At 31.3% G+C, this 17,694-nt stretch carries 24 protein-coding genes; 2 read left to right on the top strand and 22 right to left on the bottom strand.

Going from position 1 to position 17,694, the window contains the following annotated elements; translation table 11 throughout:
* Positions 1-61 precede the first annotated feature (61 nt).
* A complete protein-coding gene (locus tag AB9Q04_RS07805) occupies positions 62-598 on the bottom strand; it encodes a hypothetical protein (protein WP_410024779.1) in 537 nt (178 codons plus the stop codon).
* The gene (gene dut, locus AB9Q04_RS07800; protein ID WP_410024778.1) at positions 598-1,029 is read right to left on the bottom strand and encodes a dUTP diphosphatase; all 432 of its coding nucleotides are present in this window, start codon (positions 1,027-1,029) and stop codon (positions 598-600) included. The genes AB9Q04_RS07805 and dut overlap by 1 nt, the downstream gene beginning before the upstream one ends.
* 86 nt (positions 1,030-1,115) lie before the next feature.
* Between dut and pepT the strand changes: the two genes are divergently transcribed.
* Both pepT and AB9Q04_RS07790 read left to right on the top strand, forming a co-directional pair.
* Positions 1,116-2,336 (top strand): peptidase T, encoded by a 1,221-nt coding sequence (gene pepT, locus AB9Q04_RS07795; protein ID WP_410024777.1) that lies wholly within the window; start codon positions 1,116-1,118, stop codon positions 2,334-2,336.
* 57 nt (positions 2,337-2,393) lie between these two features.
* Positions 2,394-2,681, top strand: a complete 288-nt coding sequence (locus tag AB9Q04_RS07790; RefSeq protein WP_410024776.1) for a hypothetical protein — start codon at positions 2,394-2,396, stop codon at positions 2,679-2,681.
* A gap of 32 nt (positions 2,682-2,713) precedes the next feature.
* Here AB9Q04_RS07790 and AB9Q04_RS07785 read toward each other — a convergent pair whose 3' ends face one another.
* From AB9Q04_RS07785 to AB9Q04_RS07690, 20 genes are all read right to left on the bottom strand, one after another.
* Positions 2,714-3,946: a peptidase U32 family protein gene (locus AB9Q04_RS07785; protein WP_410024775.1), complete on the bottom strand. Its 1,233-nt coding sequence runs from the start codon at positions 3,944-3,946 to the stop codon at positions 2,714-2,716.
* A 2-nt stretch (positions 3,947-3,948) separates the two neighbouring features.
* Positions 3,949-4,575, bottom strand: a complete 627-nt coding sequence (locus AB9Q04_RS07780) for an O-methyltransferase (protein WP_410024774.1) — start codon at positions 4,573-4,575, stop codon at positions 3,949-3,951.
* The gene (locus tag AB9Q04_RS07775) at positions 4,547-6,241 is read right to left on the bottom strand and encodes a ribonuclease J (RefSeq protein ID WP_410024773.1); all 1,695 of its coding nucleotides are present in this window, start codon (positions 6,239-6,241) and stop codon (positions 4,547-4,549) included. The genes AB9Q04_RS07780 and AB9Q04_RS07775 overlap by 29 nt, the downstream gene beginning before the upstream one ends.
* A gap of 9 nt (positions 6,242-6,250) precedes the next feature.
* Positions 6,251-6,682 (bottom strand): Fur family transcriptional regulator, encoded by a 432-nt coding sequence (locus AB9Q04_RS07770; protein WP_410024772.1) that lies wholly within the window; start codon positions 6,680-6,682, stop codon positions 6,251-6,253.
* A complete protein-coding gene (locus AB9Q04_RS07765; RefSeq protein WP_410024771.1) occupies positions 6,672-6,914 on the bottom strand; it encodes a DUF1292 domain-containing protein in 243 nt (80 codons plus the stop codon). Before AB9Q04_RS07765 ends, AB9Q04_RS07770 begins: the two co-directional genes overlap by 11 nt.
* Entirely contained in the window at positions 6,907-7,326 is a 420-nt protein-coding gene (ruvX, locus tag AB9Q04_RS07760) for a Holliday junction resolvase RuvX (protein ID WP_410024770.1), read from the bottom strand. The genes AB9Q04_RS07765 and ruvX overlap by 8 nt, the downstream gene beginning before the upstream one ends.
* Entirely contained in the window at positions 7,319-7,579 is a 261-nt protein-coding gene (locus AB9Q04_RS07755; protein ID WP_394011527.1) for an IreB family regulatory phosphoprotein, read from the bottom strand. Before AB9Q04_RS07755 ends, ruvX begins: the two co-directional genes overlap by 8 nt.
* Positions 7,580-7,589: 10 nt before the next feature.
* Complete coding sequence (gene alaS / locus AB9Q04_RS07750; protein WP_410024769.1) at positions 7,590-10,205, bottom strand: alanine--tRNA ligase; 2,616 nt, start codon at positions 10,203-10,205, stop codon at positions 7,590-7,592.
* Positions 10,202-10,612, bottom strand: coding sequence for an RrF2 family transcriptional regulator (locus tag AB9Q04_RS07745; protein ID WP_410024768.1), 411 nt, complete (start codon positions 10,610-10,612; stop codon positions 10,202-10,204). Before AB9Q04_RS07745 ends, alaS begins: the two co-directional genes overlap by 4 nt.
* A gap of 8 nt (positions 10,613-10,620) precedes the next feature.
* Entirely contained in the window at positions 10,621-11,247 is a 627-nt protein-coding gene (locus AB9Q04_RS07740) for a DUF655 domain-containing protein (protein ID WP_410024767.1), read from the bottom strand.
* Positions 11,248-11,277: 30 nt separating this feature from the next.
* Positions 11,278-11,586 carry a ribosome silencing factor gene (gene rsfS, locus AB9Q04_RS07735; RefSeq protein WP_410024766.1) on the bottom strand — a complete coding sequence of 103 codons (309 nt, stop codon included), beginning with the start codon at positions 11,584-11,586 and terminating at the stop codon, positions 11,278-11,280.
* Positions 11,579-12,133, bottom strand: a complete 555-nt coding sequence (yqeK, locus tag AB9Q04_RS07730) for a bis(5'-nucleosyl)-tetraphosphatase (symmetrical) YqeK (RefSeq protein WP_410024765.1) — start codon at positions 12,131-12,133, stop codon at positions 11,579-11,581. Before yqeK ends, rsfS begins: the two co-directional genes overlap by 8 nt.
* Positions 12,126-12,722 carry a nicotinate (nicotinamide) nucleotide adenylyltransferase gene (nadD, locus tag AB9Q04_RS07725; RefSeq protein ID WP_410024764.1) on the bottom strand — a complete coding sequence of 199 codons (597 nt, stop codon included), beginning with the start codon at positions 12,720-12,722 and terminating at the stop codon, positions 12,126-12,128. Before nadD ends, yqeK begins: the two co-directional genes overlap by 8 nt.
* A 9-nt stretch (positions 12,723-12,731) precedes the next feature.
* Entirely contained in the window at positions 12,732-13,016 is a 285-nt protein-coding gene (gene yhbY / locus AB9Q04_RS07720) for a ribosome assembly RNA-binding protein YhbY (RefSeq protein ID WP_410024763.1), read from the bottom strand.
* An 8-nt stretch (positions 13,017-13,024) separates the two neighbouring features.
* Positions 13,025-14,305 (bottom strand): GTPase ObgE, encoded by a 1,281-nt coding sequence (gene obgE, locus AB9Q04_RS07715; protein WP_410024762.1) that lies wholly within the window; start codon positions 14,303-14,305, stop codon positions 13,025-13,027.
* A 55-nt stretch (positions 14,306-14,360) separates the two neighbouring features.
* The gene (gene rpmA, locus AB9Q04_RS07710) at positions 14,361-14,654 is read right to left on the bottom strand and encodes a 50S ribosomal protein L27 (RefSeq protein ID WP_463049195.1); all 294 of its coding nucleotides are present in this window, start codon (positions 14,652-14,654) and stop codon (positions 14,361-14,363) included.
* Between the two features lie 10 nt (positions 14,655-14,664).
* Complete coding sequence (locus AB9Q04_RS07705) at positions 14,665-14,976, bottom strand: ribosomal-processing cysteine protease Prp (RefSeq protein ID WP_410024761.1); 312 nt, start codon at positions 14,974-14,976, stop codon at positions 14,665-14,667.
* A complete protein-coding gene (gene rplU, locus AB9Q04_RS07700) occupies positions 14,976-15,290 on the bottom strand; it encodes a 50S ribosomal protein L21 (protein ID WP_394011517.1) in 315 nt (104 codons plus the stop codon). The genes AB9Q04_RS07705 and rplU overlap by 1 nt, the downstream gene beginning before the upstream one ends.
* 107 nt (positions 15,291-15,397) lie before the next feature.
* Positions 15,398-16,558, bottom strand: a complete 1,161-nt coding sequence (gene thiI, locus AB9Q04_RS07695; RefSeq protein ID WP_410024760.1) for a tRNA uracil 4-sulfurtransferase ThiI — start codon at positions 16,556-16,558, stop codon at positions 15,398-15,400.
* On the bottom strand, positions 16,558-17,676 hold the full coding sequence (locus AB9Q04_RS07690) for a cysteine desulfurase family protein (protein WP_410024759.1): 1,119 nt from the start codon (positions 17,674-17,676) through the stop codon (positions 16,558-16,560). Before AB9Q04_RS07690 ends, thiI begins: the two co-directional genes overlap by 1 nt.
* Positions 17,677-17,694: the final 18 nt, after the last annotated feature.

Here is a 17,694-nt window from a genome sequence, read left to right as displayed (position 1 = left end):
TCATATCCCTCTTCTATTTATCATTATACCATAAAAAAAAGCCCACCCTTTGGGTGAGCGCCTACTCTATATCTAAGGTCTTTACATTAGTAACCCAAGACGAAGCTGAGTCATCAGTAGTATCTACTAAAATCATTTTTCCATAATTAGGGCTAATATCATATAAAGGAGTTCCATCCATTTTATAAACCAAATATACCCTTTCAGGCTCTAGGACTGCTGACATGTGAACTCTTTCTTGGTTGCCATCATTATCTTCGATTACTAAGAACGATCTATCCTTTAAGTTTATATTAAGATTTCCTATAATTTTCTCAATAGCAATCCCCTCAATAGTAGCTTTTTCTAATCCATTATTAAGGTTGATAGACTTTTTTTCTACCCCTAGCTTTCTGATTTCTTTAAGGGTTAGGGAATCTATTTGGTTACCCTCACCTTTTACTATAAGTATTTCATTATCATACTTGGATATTTCTTTTTCTATATTGTGTCTTCTAATTAAGAACCCTAACATAATTACAACTAGTATACCTAAAATTGAAATTATTATCCTATACTTATTCTTCTTTAGTTTCTTATTTACTCTTTTACTATCCATTATCTACCAGTGGAACCAAATCCACCCTCACCCCTATCAGATTCATCTAGGCTATCTACTAACTCAATTTCAAACTGTTGGTAAGGTTGTATAACCAATTGAGCTAAGCGGTCACCATTTTTTATTATTTGAGTTTCTTCTCCATAATTATAAAAGTAAATCATAATTTCACCCCTATAATCAGAGTCAATTACTCCTATAGTATTAGCAAGCATAAGTTTTCTTTTTACACCTGTAGAAGAACGAGGATAGACAGCTCCAAAGTATCCATTTGGAATTTGAACCTTAAGTCCAGTATCGATTTTACAAGTTTCTTTTGGTTTTATTTCTATATCTTCTTTATTAGAACAGTATAAATCAATTCCAGCAGCTTGAGATGTAGCGTAAGCTGGTATTTTATTTTTTGTTACTATTTTTAATTTTTCATTCATTATATCACCTTCACTAGAGATTAATATACCAATTTTTGCCGCAGATTACAAAGGAAAGTATAGTTAATTTAAGAAAAGAGGTAGATATGGATAATATAACTAAAAGATTTTTAAAATACATTTCATTTGATACTAAAAGTGATCCTACAAATGGAGAAAAGCAAAAGCCTTCTAGTGCTGGGCAATGGAATCTAGCAAAGGAGCTTAAAAAAGAGCTAGAAGACTTAGGGCTTACTGCGACAATTAATGATGAGGCTTTTGTTTTTTCAGAAATAAAAGCCAATACAGATAAAAACTTACCAAAAGTCGGTTTTATCGCTCACATGGATACTTCTCCAGAGATGCCAGGTAAGATTGATGACCCACAAATAATTGATTACAAAGGCGGAGATATCAAATTAAATGATAAGAGATCTATAACTGTGGAAGATTTCCCTATCTTAAAAGATTTAGAAGGTTTAACTTTAATTACCACACGCGGAGAAACCCTACTAGGTGCTGATGATAAATCAGGTATAGCTGCTATTATGAATATGGCAGAATACTTTGTAAATAATCCTGATATTGAGCATGGAGATATAAAAATTGCCTTTACTCCAGATGAAGAAATTGGTACTGGAGCAGATACCTTTGATGTAGAAGCTTTTGGTGCAGACTTTGCCTATACTATCGATGGTGGATACATTGGTGAGCTAGAATATGAGACCTTTAACGCTGCAGGAGCTAAAGTTCATATAACTGGAAAATCTGTTCACCCTGGATCTGCTAAAAATACTATGATTAATTCCACATCCGTTGCCTTTGAATTTGACAGACTATTAGGTGAAGTAAGTCGTCCAGAACATACAGAAGGCTATGAGGGATTCTACCATCTAATTTCTATAAATGGTGATATTGAAAATACAAATATGGAATACATTATCCGTAACCATGACAGAGATGAATTTGAAGCTATGAAAAATCAATTTGAAGCTAACAAAGACTATATAAATAAAAAATACGGCGATATAGTTGATGTAGAAATTAGAGATAGTTACTACAATATGGGTGAAGTTTTAAAAGATAAACCTCAAATAGTAGAATATGCTAAAAAAGCTATGGAAAATTTAGACATAGAACCTATTATAAGTCCTATACGTGGTGGAACTGATGGGTCAAAATTATCTTTTATGGGCTTACCTTGTCCAAATATATTTGCTGGTGGCTTAAACTTCCACGGAGTATATGAGATACTACCAATAGAGTTTTTGGAAAAAGCTTCTGAAACCATTATAGAAATAGTAAAAGTGATTGCTAAAGATTGTTAAGTATTATATAATGAAGATGGGTATAATATTACAAAACGTATTATAAAGGAGATTTTTATGACTGACGAAAAAAGATACGAAGAAGACGATAGAAAAATCGAAGATTTAGAAACAGGAAATGTTGAAGAATCTAGCCAATATGAAGGCGATGAAGAACTAGAAGAAGTTGCTAACAACCTAGATGAAACAGATCGTAGCGATGATCCTGATGTAAAATACAATACAGATACTGAATATAGAAATACAGATGTTGATGAAGCTGGATACGTATCTGGACCAACAGCTGAAGGAAGAAGAACAAGAGTAGACGAACTTTCAGAAAATCCTTCAGAAGACGAAGAATAATCAAAATAAAAAGAGCCCCTAGGCTCTTTTTTTTATTTGCTGATTACTCTTCGTAGCATATCCCCTTCTTCTAAAGGAAGGTCTATGGTCATATATATTTTTTCTTTTGGTTTATTAGCTACTTCTAATTCTTCCCCTTTTGCATTTCTAATACTTGGAATCCTATATTCGTAAAAGTCCTTAGAATTACCGAATATTTCTATTTCTTCACCAGGGAAAAATCTATTTCTTTGCTCAATCATAGCTTCCTTTGTTTCAGGGTTATAATCTAAGACAGTTCCAATAAAATCATATTTTCTTATATAAGATGAGTTTTCATAAATTTGATCTTCCCCATCTGGTTTCTTATGGAAAAATCCTTTTGTATAATGTCTGTGACTTGCTTTTTGAAGTTCATTAAAGTATTTTTGAACAGTTTCTTCGTTATAGTTTCCTTCATAGTAAGCATCTATAGCTTGCCTATAAGATCTGATAACCGTTGCTACGTAAAAAGCAGTTTTCATTCTTCCTTCAATTTTAAAACTATCTATTCCAGCTTCAATTAGTTTATCTAGTTCATCTATTAGACATAAGTCTTTAGAATTCATTATATAGGTACCTGAACCATCCTCTTCAATCGGATAGTATTCACCAGGTCTATTTTCTTCTTGGATAGAATATTTCCATCTACAAGCTTGGGCACAATCTCCCCTATTTGCATCCCTACCTGTCATGTAATTACTCAATAAGCATCTACCAGAATATGATATGCACATTGCACCGTGGACAAATACTTCTATTTCTAAATCTTTAGGAGTATTATTTCTAATTTCTATAATTTCTTCTAATGATAGCTCACGGGCTAGAATTACTCTTTTTGCACCCATATTGTACCAGAAATTAACAGTAGCAGAGTTTGTGACTGATGCTTGAGTTGAAACATGAAGATCAATATCAGTAAGTTCTTTTGCTATAGAAAATATACCAGGATCTGAGATTATTAGGGCATCTACTCCAATCTCATCTAAATATTTTAAATAATCTTCTATACCAACCATATCTTCGTCATGGGGAACTATATTCATAGTAATATGAACATTCACACCATTTTCATGAGCATAGTCTACTGCCTGTTTCATCGCTTCACGGTTAAAGTTCTTGGCATTAGCACGTAGACCAAAACTATCACCAGCCATAAATACTGCATCTGCACCAAATTTTACAGCTGCTTCTAATCTTTCCATATCCCCTGCGGGGGCAAGTAACTCAACTTTCTTATCTGTCATTTTTACTCCTTTATACTTAAAGTTAAACCATCGCCTATAGGAATGATGGTAGTTTGAAAATCATTTCTGTCCATAACATAGGCTAGGTAATTTCTTAATCTTTTTACGATGGTTATCATACGTTTATCTACATAATCATCATTTAAAACCATTCCTTTAAATAATACATTATCAGCTATTATTATTCCGCCATCATTTAATAGATTAGCAGTTTTTTTAAAATAATCTATATAGTGGGCTTTATTAGCATCGATAAAAACAAAATCAAAGCCTTGATTTATATTATTCAAGGCTTTTTGTGCATCATCATTTATTATTTTTATATCAGCAAAATATTTTTGGAAATTTTCGCTAGCTTTATTTGCTGTGTTTTCATCAAGCTCAATAGTGGTTATATCTGCTTTTGTATATTTATCGAAAACTAGGGCAGAATAACCAATAGCTGAGCCTATTTCTAAAATACTTTTAGGCTTTTTACTTATTAGGATGGTTTTAATAAATTCTTTAGTTTCCACATTCATTATAGGGATATTGTTAATCTCTGCGTACTCACGTAGGTCTAAATAATCCCTATCTTCAATTAATTTTTCTAAATAAAGATTAGTATGAGGATAATTTATATATTTCATTATTCTCTACTTCTGAAATAACTGGTAGGATCATTGGGTCACGGCCAAGTTCATTATATAGGTAAGATTTTAAATCTTCCCTAATTTGATATTTAATTTGACTTATAGCTCTAATTTCTTCTTTTTGGCATTTTTCAAATGATCTTACTACTACCTCTTTGGCATTTTCAATTATATCTTGATTTTCTTTTACATACACAAATCCACGAGATACTATTTCAGGTCCTGCAAGTAAAGTTTGGGTGTTTCTATCAAAGGTGATAGATACAACCATCAGACCATCTTCTGACAAGTGTTTTCTATCTTTTAGAACGATATTTCCAACATCGCCTATACCAGATCCATCGACAAGTACATTGCCTGCTTGCACTTTACCAACTACATTTGCAGATTTTTTACTAAATTCTATTACATCTCCATTTTCTAGAATATGGATATTTTGCTTATCCATACCCATTGCTATAGCTAAATCACGGTGAGTGTGTAATTGACGAGCTTCACCGTGGGCTGGTAATAGAAATCTAGGTGTCGCTAATTGATACATTAATTTTATTTCTTCTTGGCAAGCGTGTCCTGAAGCATGGACTCTTTCTAATGATGAGTATATAATATTAACACCAATCTCAGTTAACTTATTAATAACATTGTTAATTGCAATTTCATTGCCTGGTATAGCAGATGAAGATAGTATAACTGTATCAGTTTCATTTAAGTGTATTTGTTTGTGATCACGATTAGCCATACGTGTTAATGCTGATAGTGGCTCACCTTGTGTACCTGTAGATAGTACCACAATTTCATCATCGGCATAGCTTTTAACATTTTTCATATCGATGATAGTATTATTTTTTACCTTTAAATAACCTAATTCACTTGCGATTTTTACGTTATTTATCATTGATCTACCAGATAAGGCTACCTTCTTGTTATATCTTTCAGCAGCAAATATTATTTGTTGGACCCTGTGCAGGTTTGAGGCAAATGTTGCAACTACTATCCTACCTGATACTTGTCCAAATATTTTGATAAATGTATCGCCAACCTCTTTTTCACTTATAGAATAGCCTGGTCTTTCAACGTTTGTACTATCACAATATAAGGCTAACAGACCTTTTTTTCCCAACTCTGCTATTCTTTGAATATCTGTAGGGTCGCCATCTATAGGTGTAAAGTCCATTTTAAAGTCACCTGTAAATAAGATTGTTCCTACTGGTGATTTTACTGCTATAGCGCATGAATCTGGTATAGAGTGACTTACTCTAATAAATTCTACGCTTAATTCTCCAACTTTTACCCTATTATTTACATTTACCATTTTTATTTTATTAGGGTTTAAGTGGTGTTCTTTAAATTTATTTTCTAAAAGGCCCTTAGTAAGCTTTGAGCAGTATACATTTGTATCTACATTTTTTAGAAAATATGGTATAGCTCCAATGTGGTCCTCATGACCATGAGTTACAAATATACCACCTAATCTTTTTTTATTTTCTTCTACATAGGTAAAATCAGGAATAACTATATCTACCCCTAACATTTCTTCATTTGGGAAAGTTAATCCACAATCTATCATTACCATATCATTGCCATACTCAACAACTGTACAGTTTTTACCTATTTCTTGTAATCCTCCTAGGGGGATTACTCTTAGTTTCTTTTCATTTGACATTTTTACTCCTTATTTGTTTCTGCAATCGGAGCAAATTCCATAGATTCTTAATGAATAGTTATTTAACTCAAAATCATATTCTTCTTTAAGAGAGTTAGCTAAATTTTTCTTTGATAAAAACTCATCTTCTATGATTTTGCCGCAATTAGTACATATCATATGATCATGGTGATCATTAATAGGATCTATTAGTTCATAGGTATAGGCTTGGTCCGTAAATTCTTGTTTATTTACTATTCCTAATTCTTCAAATAAATTTAAGGTCCTATAAATAGTAGCTATACCTACTTGCTTATTTTCCTGGTGTACTTTTGAAAATAACTCTTCTGGTGTTATGTGCTTAGCAGAGCTATCTTTTAATACATTAAAAATTATTTCTCTTTGCCTGGTAAACTTTTGATTATTTTCATCAAAAATTTTACGGATTTCATTAGTTTCCATTACTGTCTTCTTTCATTTCTTCATACAAACTGATGATTTCATCAAGTTCTACTTGACTTTCAATTGATTTAAATACTACTTCACCACCATCATCAATGACTTCCATAATCATTATCAATTCATCATCATACTGTTGTAAAGCACAGTAATTTTTATCATCTACTCCGAAAGTATCTATTATATTAAATTCGACTTCATTATTATCTTCATCATATAAAACAATACTATCCATTCTTTCTCCCATCTAAATATGTTTGTAGAATAAAGCTTGCTGCAATTTTATCAATATGTTCTTTTCTATTTTCTCGTCTGACATCCATATCAATCAAAACTCTTTCTGATTGGAGAGTAGTCATTCTCTCATCCTGGTAGACTATTTCTTTGTCAGTTTGTTTTTTTAACAAATCAACAAAGCTCATCACCTTCATAGACTGAGGACCTATAGAATTATTCATATTTTTAGGCAGGCCTACTACTATAGTTTCTACATCATATTCATTTATAATTTCAACAAGTCTATCAATATCTAGACTTGCTTTTTTTCTTTTTATTGTTTCTAGTGGGTTTGCTATCAAAAACATAGGGTCGCTTAAAGCAACCCCTATTGTTTTATCTCCCACATCAAGACCCATTACTCTAGTCATTGATATAATTATTTAATAATTCTTCGATGATTTCGTCACGATCAACTGCACGGATTAATTTACGTGCACCATTATGAGCAGTAATGTATGTTGGATCTCCTGATAGTAGGTAACCAACAATTTGACTTGATGGTTTATAGCCTTTTTCTTCTAAGGAAGAATAAACAGTTGTTAGTATTTCTCTAATATTTTTTTCGTCTTCTCTTTCTGGTTTGAAAGCAATTGTTTCATTAAAGTCATGTTTTTCAGTCATAATAACTCCTTTAAACGAGCTCATAAGTTTTAGCTAAAGCTTCATCAACTTTTGAAATATCTTTTCCTCCAGCTTGAGCAAAGTTTTTCTTGCCTCCGCCATTTCCACCTGTTATTTGGCTTATTTGTCTAACAATTCTGCCTGCGTCATATTTATCGGTCAGACTATCATCTACGGATACTGTAAATATTATTTTTTCATCTATAACACTTGCAAAGACTAAGACTAAATTATCGTAGTTATTTTTAAGTCTATTTTCATAATCACGAAGCTCATCCATGGATGCATTTTCGAATTTATGAACCAATAGATTTATATCATCTTTTTCTTCTACGCTATTGACTAGGTCATTATATACATCTTTAATAGATGAGGATTTTAATCTTTTAATTTCATCTTTTTGGTTTTCTAATTCTTCTTTTAGAGAAGTAATCTTTTGGATTATTTGATCTTCTCTAGCATTTAGACTATTAGCTATTTGGTTTAAATCTTCTTTTTGATTTTGTAATAAGTCATAAACTTTTTTACCTGTTATAGCTTCTATCCTACGAACTCCTGCTGAAACAGAAGATTCAGAAACTATTTTAAAGATTAGTATATCAGATGAACTATTTACATGGCATCCACCACATAATTCTTTAGAATATTCTCCAATAGAAACAACTCTAACATTTTCCTTATACTTATCTTCAAATAAGCCGATAGCACCCATTTCTTGGGACTGTTTATAACTTACTATTTCTTTTTTAACTGGTAGTTGTTCTCTAATTTTTTTATTAACAATATCTTCAATTTTTCTTTTTTGTTCACTTGTTAGTGCTTCATTGTAAGTAAAGTCAAATCTTAATTTGTTTGAATCAACTAAAGAACCAGCTTGAGTAATTTCATCACCTAATACATCGCGTAGAGCTTGGTCTAGCAAGTGCGTTGCTGAATGGTTTCTTGTAATGTCGTATCTGCGCTCTTGGTCAACTTCAAATGTGTACGATTTGTTTACGTTAATATATCCTTCTAAAATTTCTACAGAATGGAAGTACACATCATTTTTCTTTTGGACATCAGTAACTTTTGCTTTACCTTCATTATTATAAATAAATCCAGTATCTGCTACTTGTCCACCACCTTGCGCATAAAATGAAGTCTTATCAGAAACTACTATACCCTTATCACCCTTATTTAGCGATGTAATATTTTCACTTTCATCAAAAATATTGGTAATTGTTGCATCAGTCTTTAGCATTTCATATCCAACAAATTCTGTTGGGTGTATACCATCTGTAATAATATTATCCAAAGACCAGCCAGAATCAGATTTGCGAGCATTACGAGCTAGTTCTCTTTGGTTTTCCATTTCTTCATTAAACTTATCTTCATCTAAGTCGAATTCTTCTTCATTTAGAATTTCTTTTGTAAGATCTAATGGAAAACCATAAGTGTCATATAGCTTAAAGGCTTCGCTACCATCTAGGATAGTTTCATTATTTGCTTTCATATCCTCTATAAGAGAATTTAATCTTTCTAAACCTGAATCGATAGTTCTTTGGAATCTGTCTTCTTCGTCTTTAATAACTTTTATAATATTATCTTTATTAAATTCTAGTTCTTCGTATTCTACCTTATAAGTTTCTATAACTTCTGAAACTATTTGAGATAAAAATTCTCCTTCTATTCCTAGAAGTTTACCGTGTCTATAAGCACGTCTTATTAGTCTTCTTAAAACATAGCCGCGTTTTTCATTTGAAGGTAGAACTCCATCTGATACTAAGAATGTCATAGCTTTTGCATGGTCTGCAATTACTCTTATTGACACATCAGATTTTTTATCTTCTTTGTAACTTATTCCAGATACTTTTTCAATTTCTGAGATAATATCTTGCATAACATCTATTTCAAAAATATTATCTTTTTCTTGAAGAACCATGGCTAGTCTTTCAAGACCCATACCAGTATCAATGTTTGGATGAGCTAGTGGGATATAATTTCCTTCTGCATCTTTATTAAATTGAGTAAATACTAGGTTCCAAATTTCTAAGAATCTATCTGAGTTATCATTACCAGGAGCATTATCATTTTCATCAATTGCTCTATCAGCTCCCCTATCAACGTATATTTCAGAACATGGACCACATGGACCTACTTCTAGTTCCCAGAAATTTTCATTCTTATCTTGGCGTAAAATTCTATCTGGACTTATGCCTATTTCATCTTTCCATATGCTATAAGCTTCATCATCATCAAGATAAACTGTAACCCATAGGTCTTTTTTATCTATTTCTACTATTTGTGTTAGATATTCATAGGCCCAAGTTATAGCTTCTCTTTTAAAGTAATCACCAAATGAAAAGTTACCTAGCATCTCAAAGTAAGTACCATGTCGTTCGGTTTTACCAACTCTTTCAATATCACCAGTTCTTACACATCTTTGGGATGAAGTAGCTCTATTATTTTTTACTTTTTTCTCACCAGTAAAATATTTCTTTAATGGTGCCATTCCAGCATTTATAAGTAATAATGATTCATCATCTTGTGGGATAAGAGGAAATGACTTTAAGATTGTATGGCCTTTCTCCTTACCAAAAAAATCTATATATGATTTTCTAATGTCATTCATTCCTAATTTCTTCATTTTTCTACCTCAACTTTATTATTAATGATTTCATTTAAAGTTATAGAATCTATTGTCTCATTAATTGCTTCATCTATCTTATGAAAAGCAAAATATGCATTGCATTTGTCTACACAATGACCATCAGGATAGCATCCTGTAATATTCCAGTCACCTTCTAGAACTCTTATTACCTCTCCAGCTGTTATATCATCTGGATTTCTAGTAAGTTTATATCCACCCTTAGGTCCTCTAGTTGATTCAACTAAGTTTTCTTGTTTTAAAACTCTTACTAGCTGTTCTAAATAATTTTCTGAAAGATCCAAGTTATCTGAAATTTCTGATACAGGTATATAACCCTTATATTCATTTTCAGCAAGATAACATATTGCTCTTAGTCCATATCTACTTCTAGTTGATAATTTCATTTAACCACCTATACTGTTATTAACTCTACCATGGCTTGATAAAACTTTTCGCCAATGCCAGTTACATTTTTTATTTCTTCTATAGTTTCAAATTTTTTACTTTCCCTGTAATCTATAATGGCTTGAGCTCTTTTGTCCCCAATATTTGGTAGGGTCATCAGCTCTTCTTTACTAGCTATATTGATATTTATTTTTCCATCTTCTGATGTAGAATCTGGTTTTGAAATAATTTGATCAGTGTTTTCATTTTCTTGATTTAATATCTCACCTTCACTAGGTATATATATTTTCATCTGATCTTCTAGTTTCATAGCTAAGTTTAGAGATTTGCTATCGGCATCTGGACTAAGACCCCCAGCTTGTTTGATTAAATCATCAAGCCTATCTCCATCTTTCACCTCATAAACACCTTCTCTATTAATTTGGCCACTTATATGTACTTTTATTTGATCATTTTCATTTGCTATTTGATCGTTAGAATCATTTTCAATTAATAAATCATCATCTGTTTCTAGTAAAGAAACCTCATTGTCTAGTAAATTATTATCTTTATCTTTTACATAATTATTGCCAAGTACTAAGGCTAGAGCAATAACTAAACCAATTATAATCTTATCTTTATTTCTACTTTCCATTATGATACCAGGGCAAGATAAATAGGAAGATTACTCTTCCCATAAATCATCTATGCCATAAAACTCTCTTTGTCTTTGGGTAAAGATGTGAATTATTATATCTCCTGCATCCATTAGTATCCATTCACCTTCTCTTAATCCTTCTTTGGATAAAAGATGAAATTCATTTTTTTCAAGCTCTTCTTCTATATAGTCTGCTAGAGCCTTAGTTTGAATAACAGATGTACCTGTAGCAACTACAAATGTATCTGCTATTGATGAATCTTTTAGTTCTATAACATTTACATCTTCTGCTTTTCTATCATCTAAAACTTTTAGTATTATATCTAATTTATTCATTTTTCTCCTTAATTAAGAAATTCCTTGCATCAATTGTGAGTGGATGAATCAAATTATTCTTCTCAATTATATAAGTAATATTATGATCTAGGCTATATAAAATTGCCTGATCAATATCTTTTTTTACTAACTTTCTTATGACATCTACCCCAGGATAATCCCTGTTTGGTTCAATAGCATCAGCCAGATATATTATTTTTTCTAGCTCACTCATGTCTGCTCTTCCTGTGGTGTGATATCTGATTGCATCCAATACCTCGTTATCATTTATATTATACTCTTTTTTCGCAAGCTCTGCTCCTAAAAAAGAATGCAAAACAGCCTTGAACTGAACTTGGTAAGGGTCGATTAAATTAGAGTATAACTTCATATATTTATCTTCATTATATTTTGCACAATCATGTAAGATAGCTGCTGTTTTTACCTTATCTTCATCAATTTTCGAATTTAATTTAAGAGCTGTCTCCATTACTCTAAGACAGTGCTTAAATCTTTTCTCACCAATATCTGTAATTAATTTTTCTTGCCATAAATCTAAGTTATACATATAAGCCATACTCCTTGATTAATTCACGGACAGAATCAGGTACTAAGTATTTTATGCTCTTATTATTTTTTACTAAATCCCTTATGAGTGTAGAAGATATATTTATATTTAAATTATCAATTAAATAAATATTAGCATTATCTTTTTTAATAAAATCTACTTTTTTTACTAAATCACTATCTTCTTCAATGCTAGTCCTAGCAAAAACTATAAGATTATCATTTAAGATTTTTTCGTAGTTTCTCCAAGAGTCTATAGTCATAAAGGAGTCCTCTCCCATGATGTAATAAAATTCATCATCAGGATATTTATTTTTAAAGTAATCTAAGGTTTGGTGGGTATATACTACTGAATCATCATGAGATTCGAAGGTAGATAATTCTAATTTTTCATTATCTTTTATAGCCGCCTTTACCATTTCCACCCTGATATTTGTAGTAGTCTTTTTTTTATTTTGCTTATGAGGAGGATTGGAGCTTGGTAATACTATAATTTTATCTAAATCCATAAAGTTTAGAGTATTTTCCATAACAATTAAATGACCTATATGGATAGGGTCAAAGGTTCCACCGTAAAGTCCTATTTTCATTTATAAGCCTTATAATTCAAATTTATTATCGTCGTTTTTTCTGTATATAGTAAGTATATTACCCACATGATTAACGAACTCTGCATCTAGTTTTTCTAAAAGTTCACTTAATATTTCATCTGGGTCATCCATGTTATTATTTAAAATTTTTATTTTTATAAGTTCTCTAGCTTCTAAAGCTTCATTAGTTGCTTTTATTACATCATCAGTTAATGAGAACTTACCAATATTTACAACTGGTTTATAATCATGACTTTCAGCTTTTAGTCTAGCACGTTGTTTTCCTGTAAGCATATTTCCTCCTATTCGAAATATTCAAAGACAATATCACCTACGGCAACACTATCTCCTTCTTCAATTCCCATTTCTATAAGTTTATCAAAAACTTCCATTTCTCTTAATTTACTTTCAAAATACATTCTAGAATCATAATCTTCTAGGTTTACTCTTTCTAAAAGATTATCTATTCTCCTACCATAGACAATATATATATCATCTTCTTTAGTAAATTGTAAATCATATTCTATCTCTTTGTTGTAGAATTCATCGAGGAAGTCATTATCAACTTCTTCTATTAAATTATATTGTTTGTCTTCTGTTTCTAGTAATAGATTATAAGTTGCATCTAGCAGTTCTTTTATACCATCTGTTGTAGCTGCAGAAATTTTAAACATTTGGTAATCATCTTTAAATTCTTCTATAAATTTTGCAGCATTATCATTAAAATCTAAGTCAGTTTTATTTAAAGCTACTATCATAGGTTTATCTGCAAGTTTTTCATTATATAAATTTAGTTCTTCATTGATTAATTTAAAATCAGCGATAGGATCACGTCCTTCTATACCAGAAATATCTACTAAATGAACTAGTACCCTACATCTTTCAATATGCTTTAAAAAATCATGACCTAATCCTTGGCCCTCATTAGCTCCTTCTATAAGCCCTGGTATATCTGCAACAATAAATGATCTTTCATTATCTATATTTACAACTCCAAGATTTGGATCGAGGGTTGTAAAATGATAATTTGCAATTTTAGGTTTTGCAGATGTTATTACAGAAATCAGCGTAGACTTACCTACATTTGGTAGACCAACAAGTCCCACATCCGCTAGAACTTTTAGTTCCATTATAAGATCAATCTCTTGACCTTTTTTTCCATTTTCAGCAAATCGTGGTGCTTGACGTATAGAGTTTTTAAAATGAACATTACCTCTACCGCCTTTGCCGCCCTTGGCTATTAAAAATTCCTCGTTATCAGTTTTAAAATCTTTAATTATGGTATTACTTTCTGCTTCTCTAAGTATAGTTCCAACTGGCACCTTTAGAACTAAGTCTTCACCTTTTTTACCAAATTTTTTAGACTTTCCTCCTGGTTGACCGTTTTCCGCCTTATATTTTGTCTTGTATTTAAAATCATCTAGGGTGGATAGGTTTCTGGTAGCTTTTATTATTATGCTACCACCATCTCCTCCATCTCCCCCTGCAGGACCTCCGGTTGGTTCGTACTTTTCTCGTCTCCAAGCAACTGCACCATTACCACCATCTCCTGCCTTTAAATTAATTTTTGCAAAGTCTATCATATAAATATCCTTTCATATGAAAAAAAGCCTGCCGCAAAGGCAGGCTTATTAATTTTTAAGCAATATCTTGTTTTGGATAAACAGAAACTTGTTTTCTGTCGCGTCCTTTTCTTTCAAATTTTACGATTCCTTCGCAAGATGCGTATAGAGTATCATCTCCACCTTTTTTAACATTGTTACCTGGGTGAATTTTTGTTCCTCTTTGTCTAACGATAATAGATCCAGCATTTACAAATTGACCATCAGATCTTTTTGTACCTAGTCTTTTACTTTCTGAATCTCTACCGTTTTTAGAAGAAGATACCCCTTTTTTACTAGAAAATCTTTGTAAGTTAATATTTAACATCATTTATATCTCCTTATAATATGGTTGTATAAGCTTCTACAAAGTCACTATAACTTTGTGTTAGTGTCAAAATACCTGCGCTAAAAGTATTTAAAATTACTTCTGAGTCGTGCGATGGTTTTTTCACTAATAATTTCATAGTTTTTTCATCATCACTAAATTCCAGCTCATAATCGTAATTATCAAGTGAATTTACAGTTGTATAGGCTAGCATCGATACTGCTGCGCAAACTATATCTTTACCATGCTCATCATAATCAGCATGACCAGTAATTTCAAATCCTTTAAAAATGTCTTTTTTATAGATTAAATTTACTTTAATCATTAGTTAGCAGAGATGCTATCAATTTTAACTAAAGTATAAGGTTGTCTATGTCCTTGTTTTTTTCTATACATTTTTTTAGGTTTGTATTTGTATACGATAATTTTTTTATCTTTGTTTTGATCTTCTACTGTTGCAGATACTTTTGCGTTTTCTACAGTTGGTGCTCCAACTTTAACGTCGCTATCATTTGCAACTAATAGTACTTCATCAAATTCAACAGTTTCGCCAACTTCGTAAGGAAGTTTTTCAACTCTTACTAAGTCCCCTTCTGATACTTTGTATTGTTTGCCACCTGTTTTTATAATTGCGTACATGGGCTTCCTCCTTGTTCTTAGATTCTCGCCAGGTTAGGTGATCAGTACCTAAACTGAGCGGTTTACCTTTAAATGATACTACTGATAATTGTTTTTGTCAAATAAACTTAGATTTCGATAATCTCTATAGTATCTATAGCCTCTTTCACTAATCTATCTATATCTAAGTTACCCTCAGATCTTTCAATATATTTAAGTTTAGGTTTAGTAACTGGTTTATCTGGAGCAAATATTGAACAACAATCATCAAAAGGTTCAATAGATTTTTCATAGGTTCCAATTTCTTTTGATAAATCTACTATATCTTGCTTATCAATAGCAACTAATGGTCTTAAGATAGGAAAATTAGCAGAATCTTCTATAACAGATATTGATTCTAGTGTCTGTGATGCTACTTGACCTAAAGACTCTCCTGTTACAAAGGCTTGATAGCCGTATTTATCCGCAATTTCATTTGAAATTCTCATCATAAATCTTCTAGATAAGATAGTTGTTTCTTCTCTAGGACAATTTGTAGCAATTTCTTTATAAATATTGGAAAGATTTACCGAATAAAATTTAAGCGGTCCAGTATAAGTAGACATTAATTTTGCTAAATCTTCTGCCTTTTGATGGGCTTGTTTAGATGTAAATGGATAAGAATGAAAATGAATAGCATTAATTTTCATGCCTCTTTTTGCCATCATAAATCCTGCTACCGGAGAGTCTATACCTCCTGAAAGTAAAAGTAGTCCCTCACCACTACTGCCTATAGGTAGTCCTCCTAGTCCCTTATGCCTTTTGGAATAAACATAGGCATTAGATTTAATATCTATATAAACTTTAAAATCTGGATTGTGAATATCAACTGACAAATTATCAAATTCATCTAAAAGATAATCTCCTACTAAGTGATTAAGCTTAGGTGAATCATATTCAAATGACTTGTCTACCCTAGTTGTTTGTGATTTAAATGAGTAATCTTTATCAGAGTAGTATTTATTTACTACATATTTAGTAGCTTTTAAAATATCATCTAAATTTTTATCTACTTTGTAAACCTCATCAATATATGCTATACCAAATACTTTTTCTATTTCTTTGATAAGTGCATCAAACTTATCTTCGCTAGCTCTTATATAAAGTTTGGCACTTTCTACATAAGTATATTCGTAGCCTATATCTTTAATGTTTGCTATGATGTGGCTTAAGACATTATTAAAAAAAGTTTTTCTATTAGCTCCTTTTAAAAAAAGTTCACCAAAACTTACTGATAATAGCGCTTCCATTACATCACCCTTCTAATTTCTTCTATAGAGTCTTTTAAAACTCTAATTGTAGTGTCTAGTTCTTCTTTTGTATTCTCACCTGCAAAAGAAAATCTTATAACACCATCGCTATATTTTTCATCCACTCCAAGAGCCTCTAATATTCTGTTATTATTTCCTTTTGAGCATGCAGACCCACTGGATACATATATATCCTTATCTTCTAACATATGAAGAAGAACTTCGGATCTTATATTCGCAAATCCAACGCTTAAAACGTATGGAGAATAATCTTGCTCTGGTGTATTAAACTCATAATCACTAATATTATTTTCAATTAATTTTCTCATATATAAATTTAATTCATTCACATAAGAAAATTCATCAGTATCTATTTGCTCTTTTAAAGCTGTTGCCATAGCGTAAATTGCTGGATGGTTATCAGTACCACTAGAAATTACTTGTTGATGGCCGCCATGAAGAACAGGTTTTAATTTATTTAATATTTCTTTTCTGACATATAAGCCTCCCACCCCTTTTGGTCCGTGGAACTTGTGGGCAGAAAAGCTCATTAAATCTACTTTTAGCTTATTCACATCACAAGATATTTTTCCTAATGCTTGAGTAGCATCAATATGGAGAATAATATCTTTATTGTAATTTTTAACTATATCACTTATTTTTCTAATGTCCTGGATAGTTCCTGTTTCATTATTTGCATAAATAATAGAAACTAATTTTACATCTTGGTTTAATTGATTTCTTAAGTCTTCTAAGTCAATAAAACCATGTCTATCATTTTTTAAGTAGATAACTTTTTTATAATCATAATTTTTAAAACTATCATATACTGAAGAGTGCTCTATAGATGAAGTAATAGCGACATTATTTTTACCACTCATTGAAGAAATAGCTATATTATTTGCTTCGGTGGCACCCTTTGTAAAATAAATCTCATCTGGGTTTGACCCTATTACACTTGCTATAATTTTTTTTGATTCTTTTAAAAGATTGCTGGATTTCATTCCAAAACTATGGATTGATGAAGAGTTAGCAAAAACTTCATTTTCAGCAATAGCTCTAGCATCTTGAGCCTTTTTGTATATTTTAGTTGTAGCTGCATTATCTAGATAAATCATTTATACACCTCTTATTTA

The organism is Anaerococcus groningensis, assembly GCF_046365465.1.
Lineage (GTDB): Bacteria > Bacillota > Clostridia > Tissierellales > Peptoniphilaceae > Anaerococcus > Anaerococcus groningensis.
This window is presented reverse-complemented; position numbering and strand designations above follow the sequence as displayed.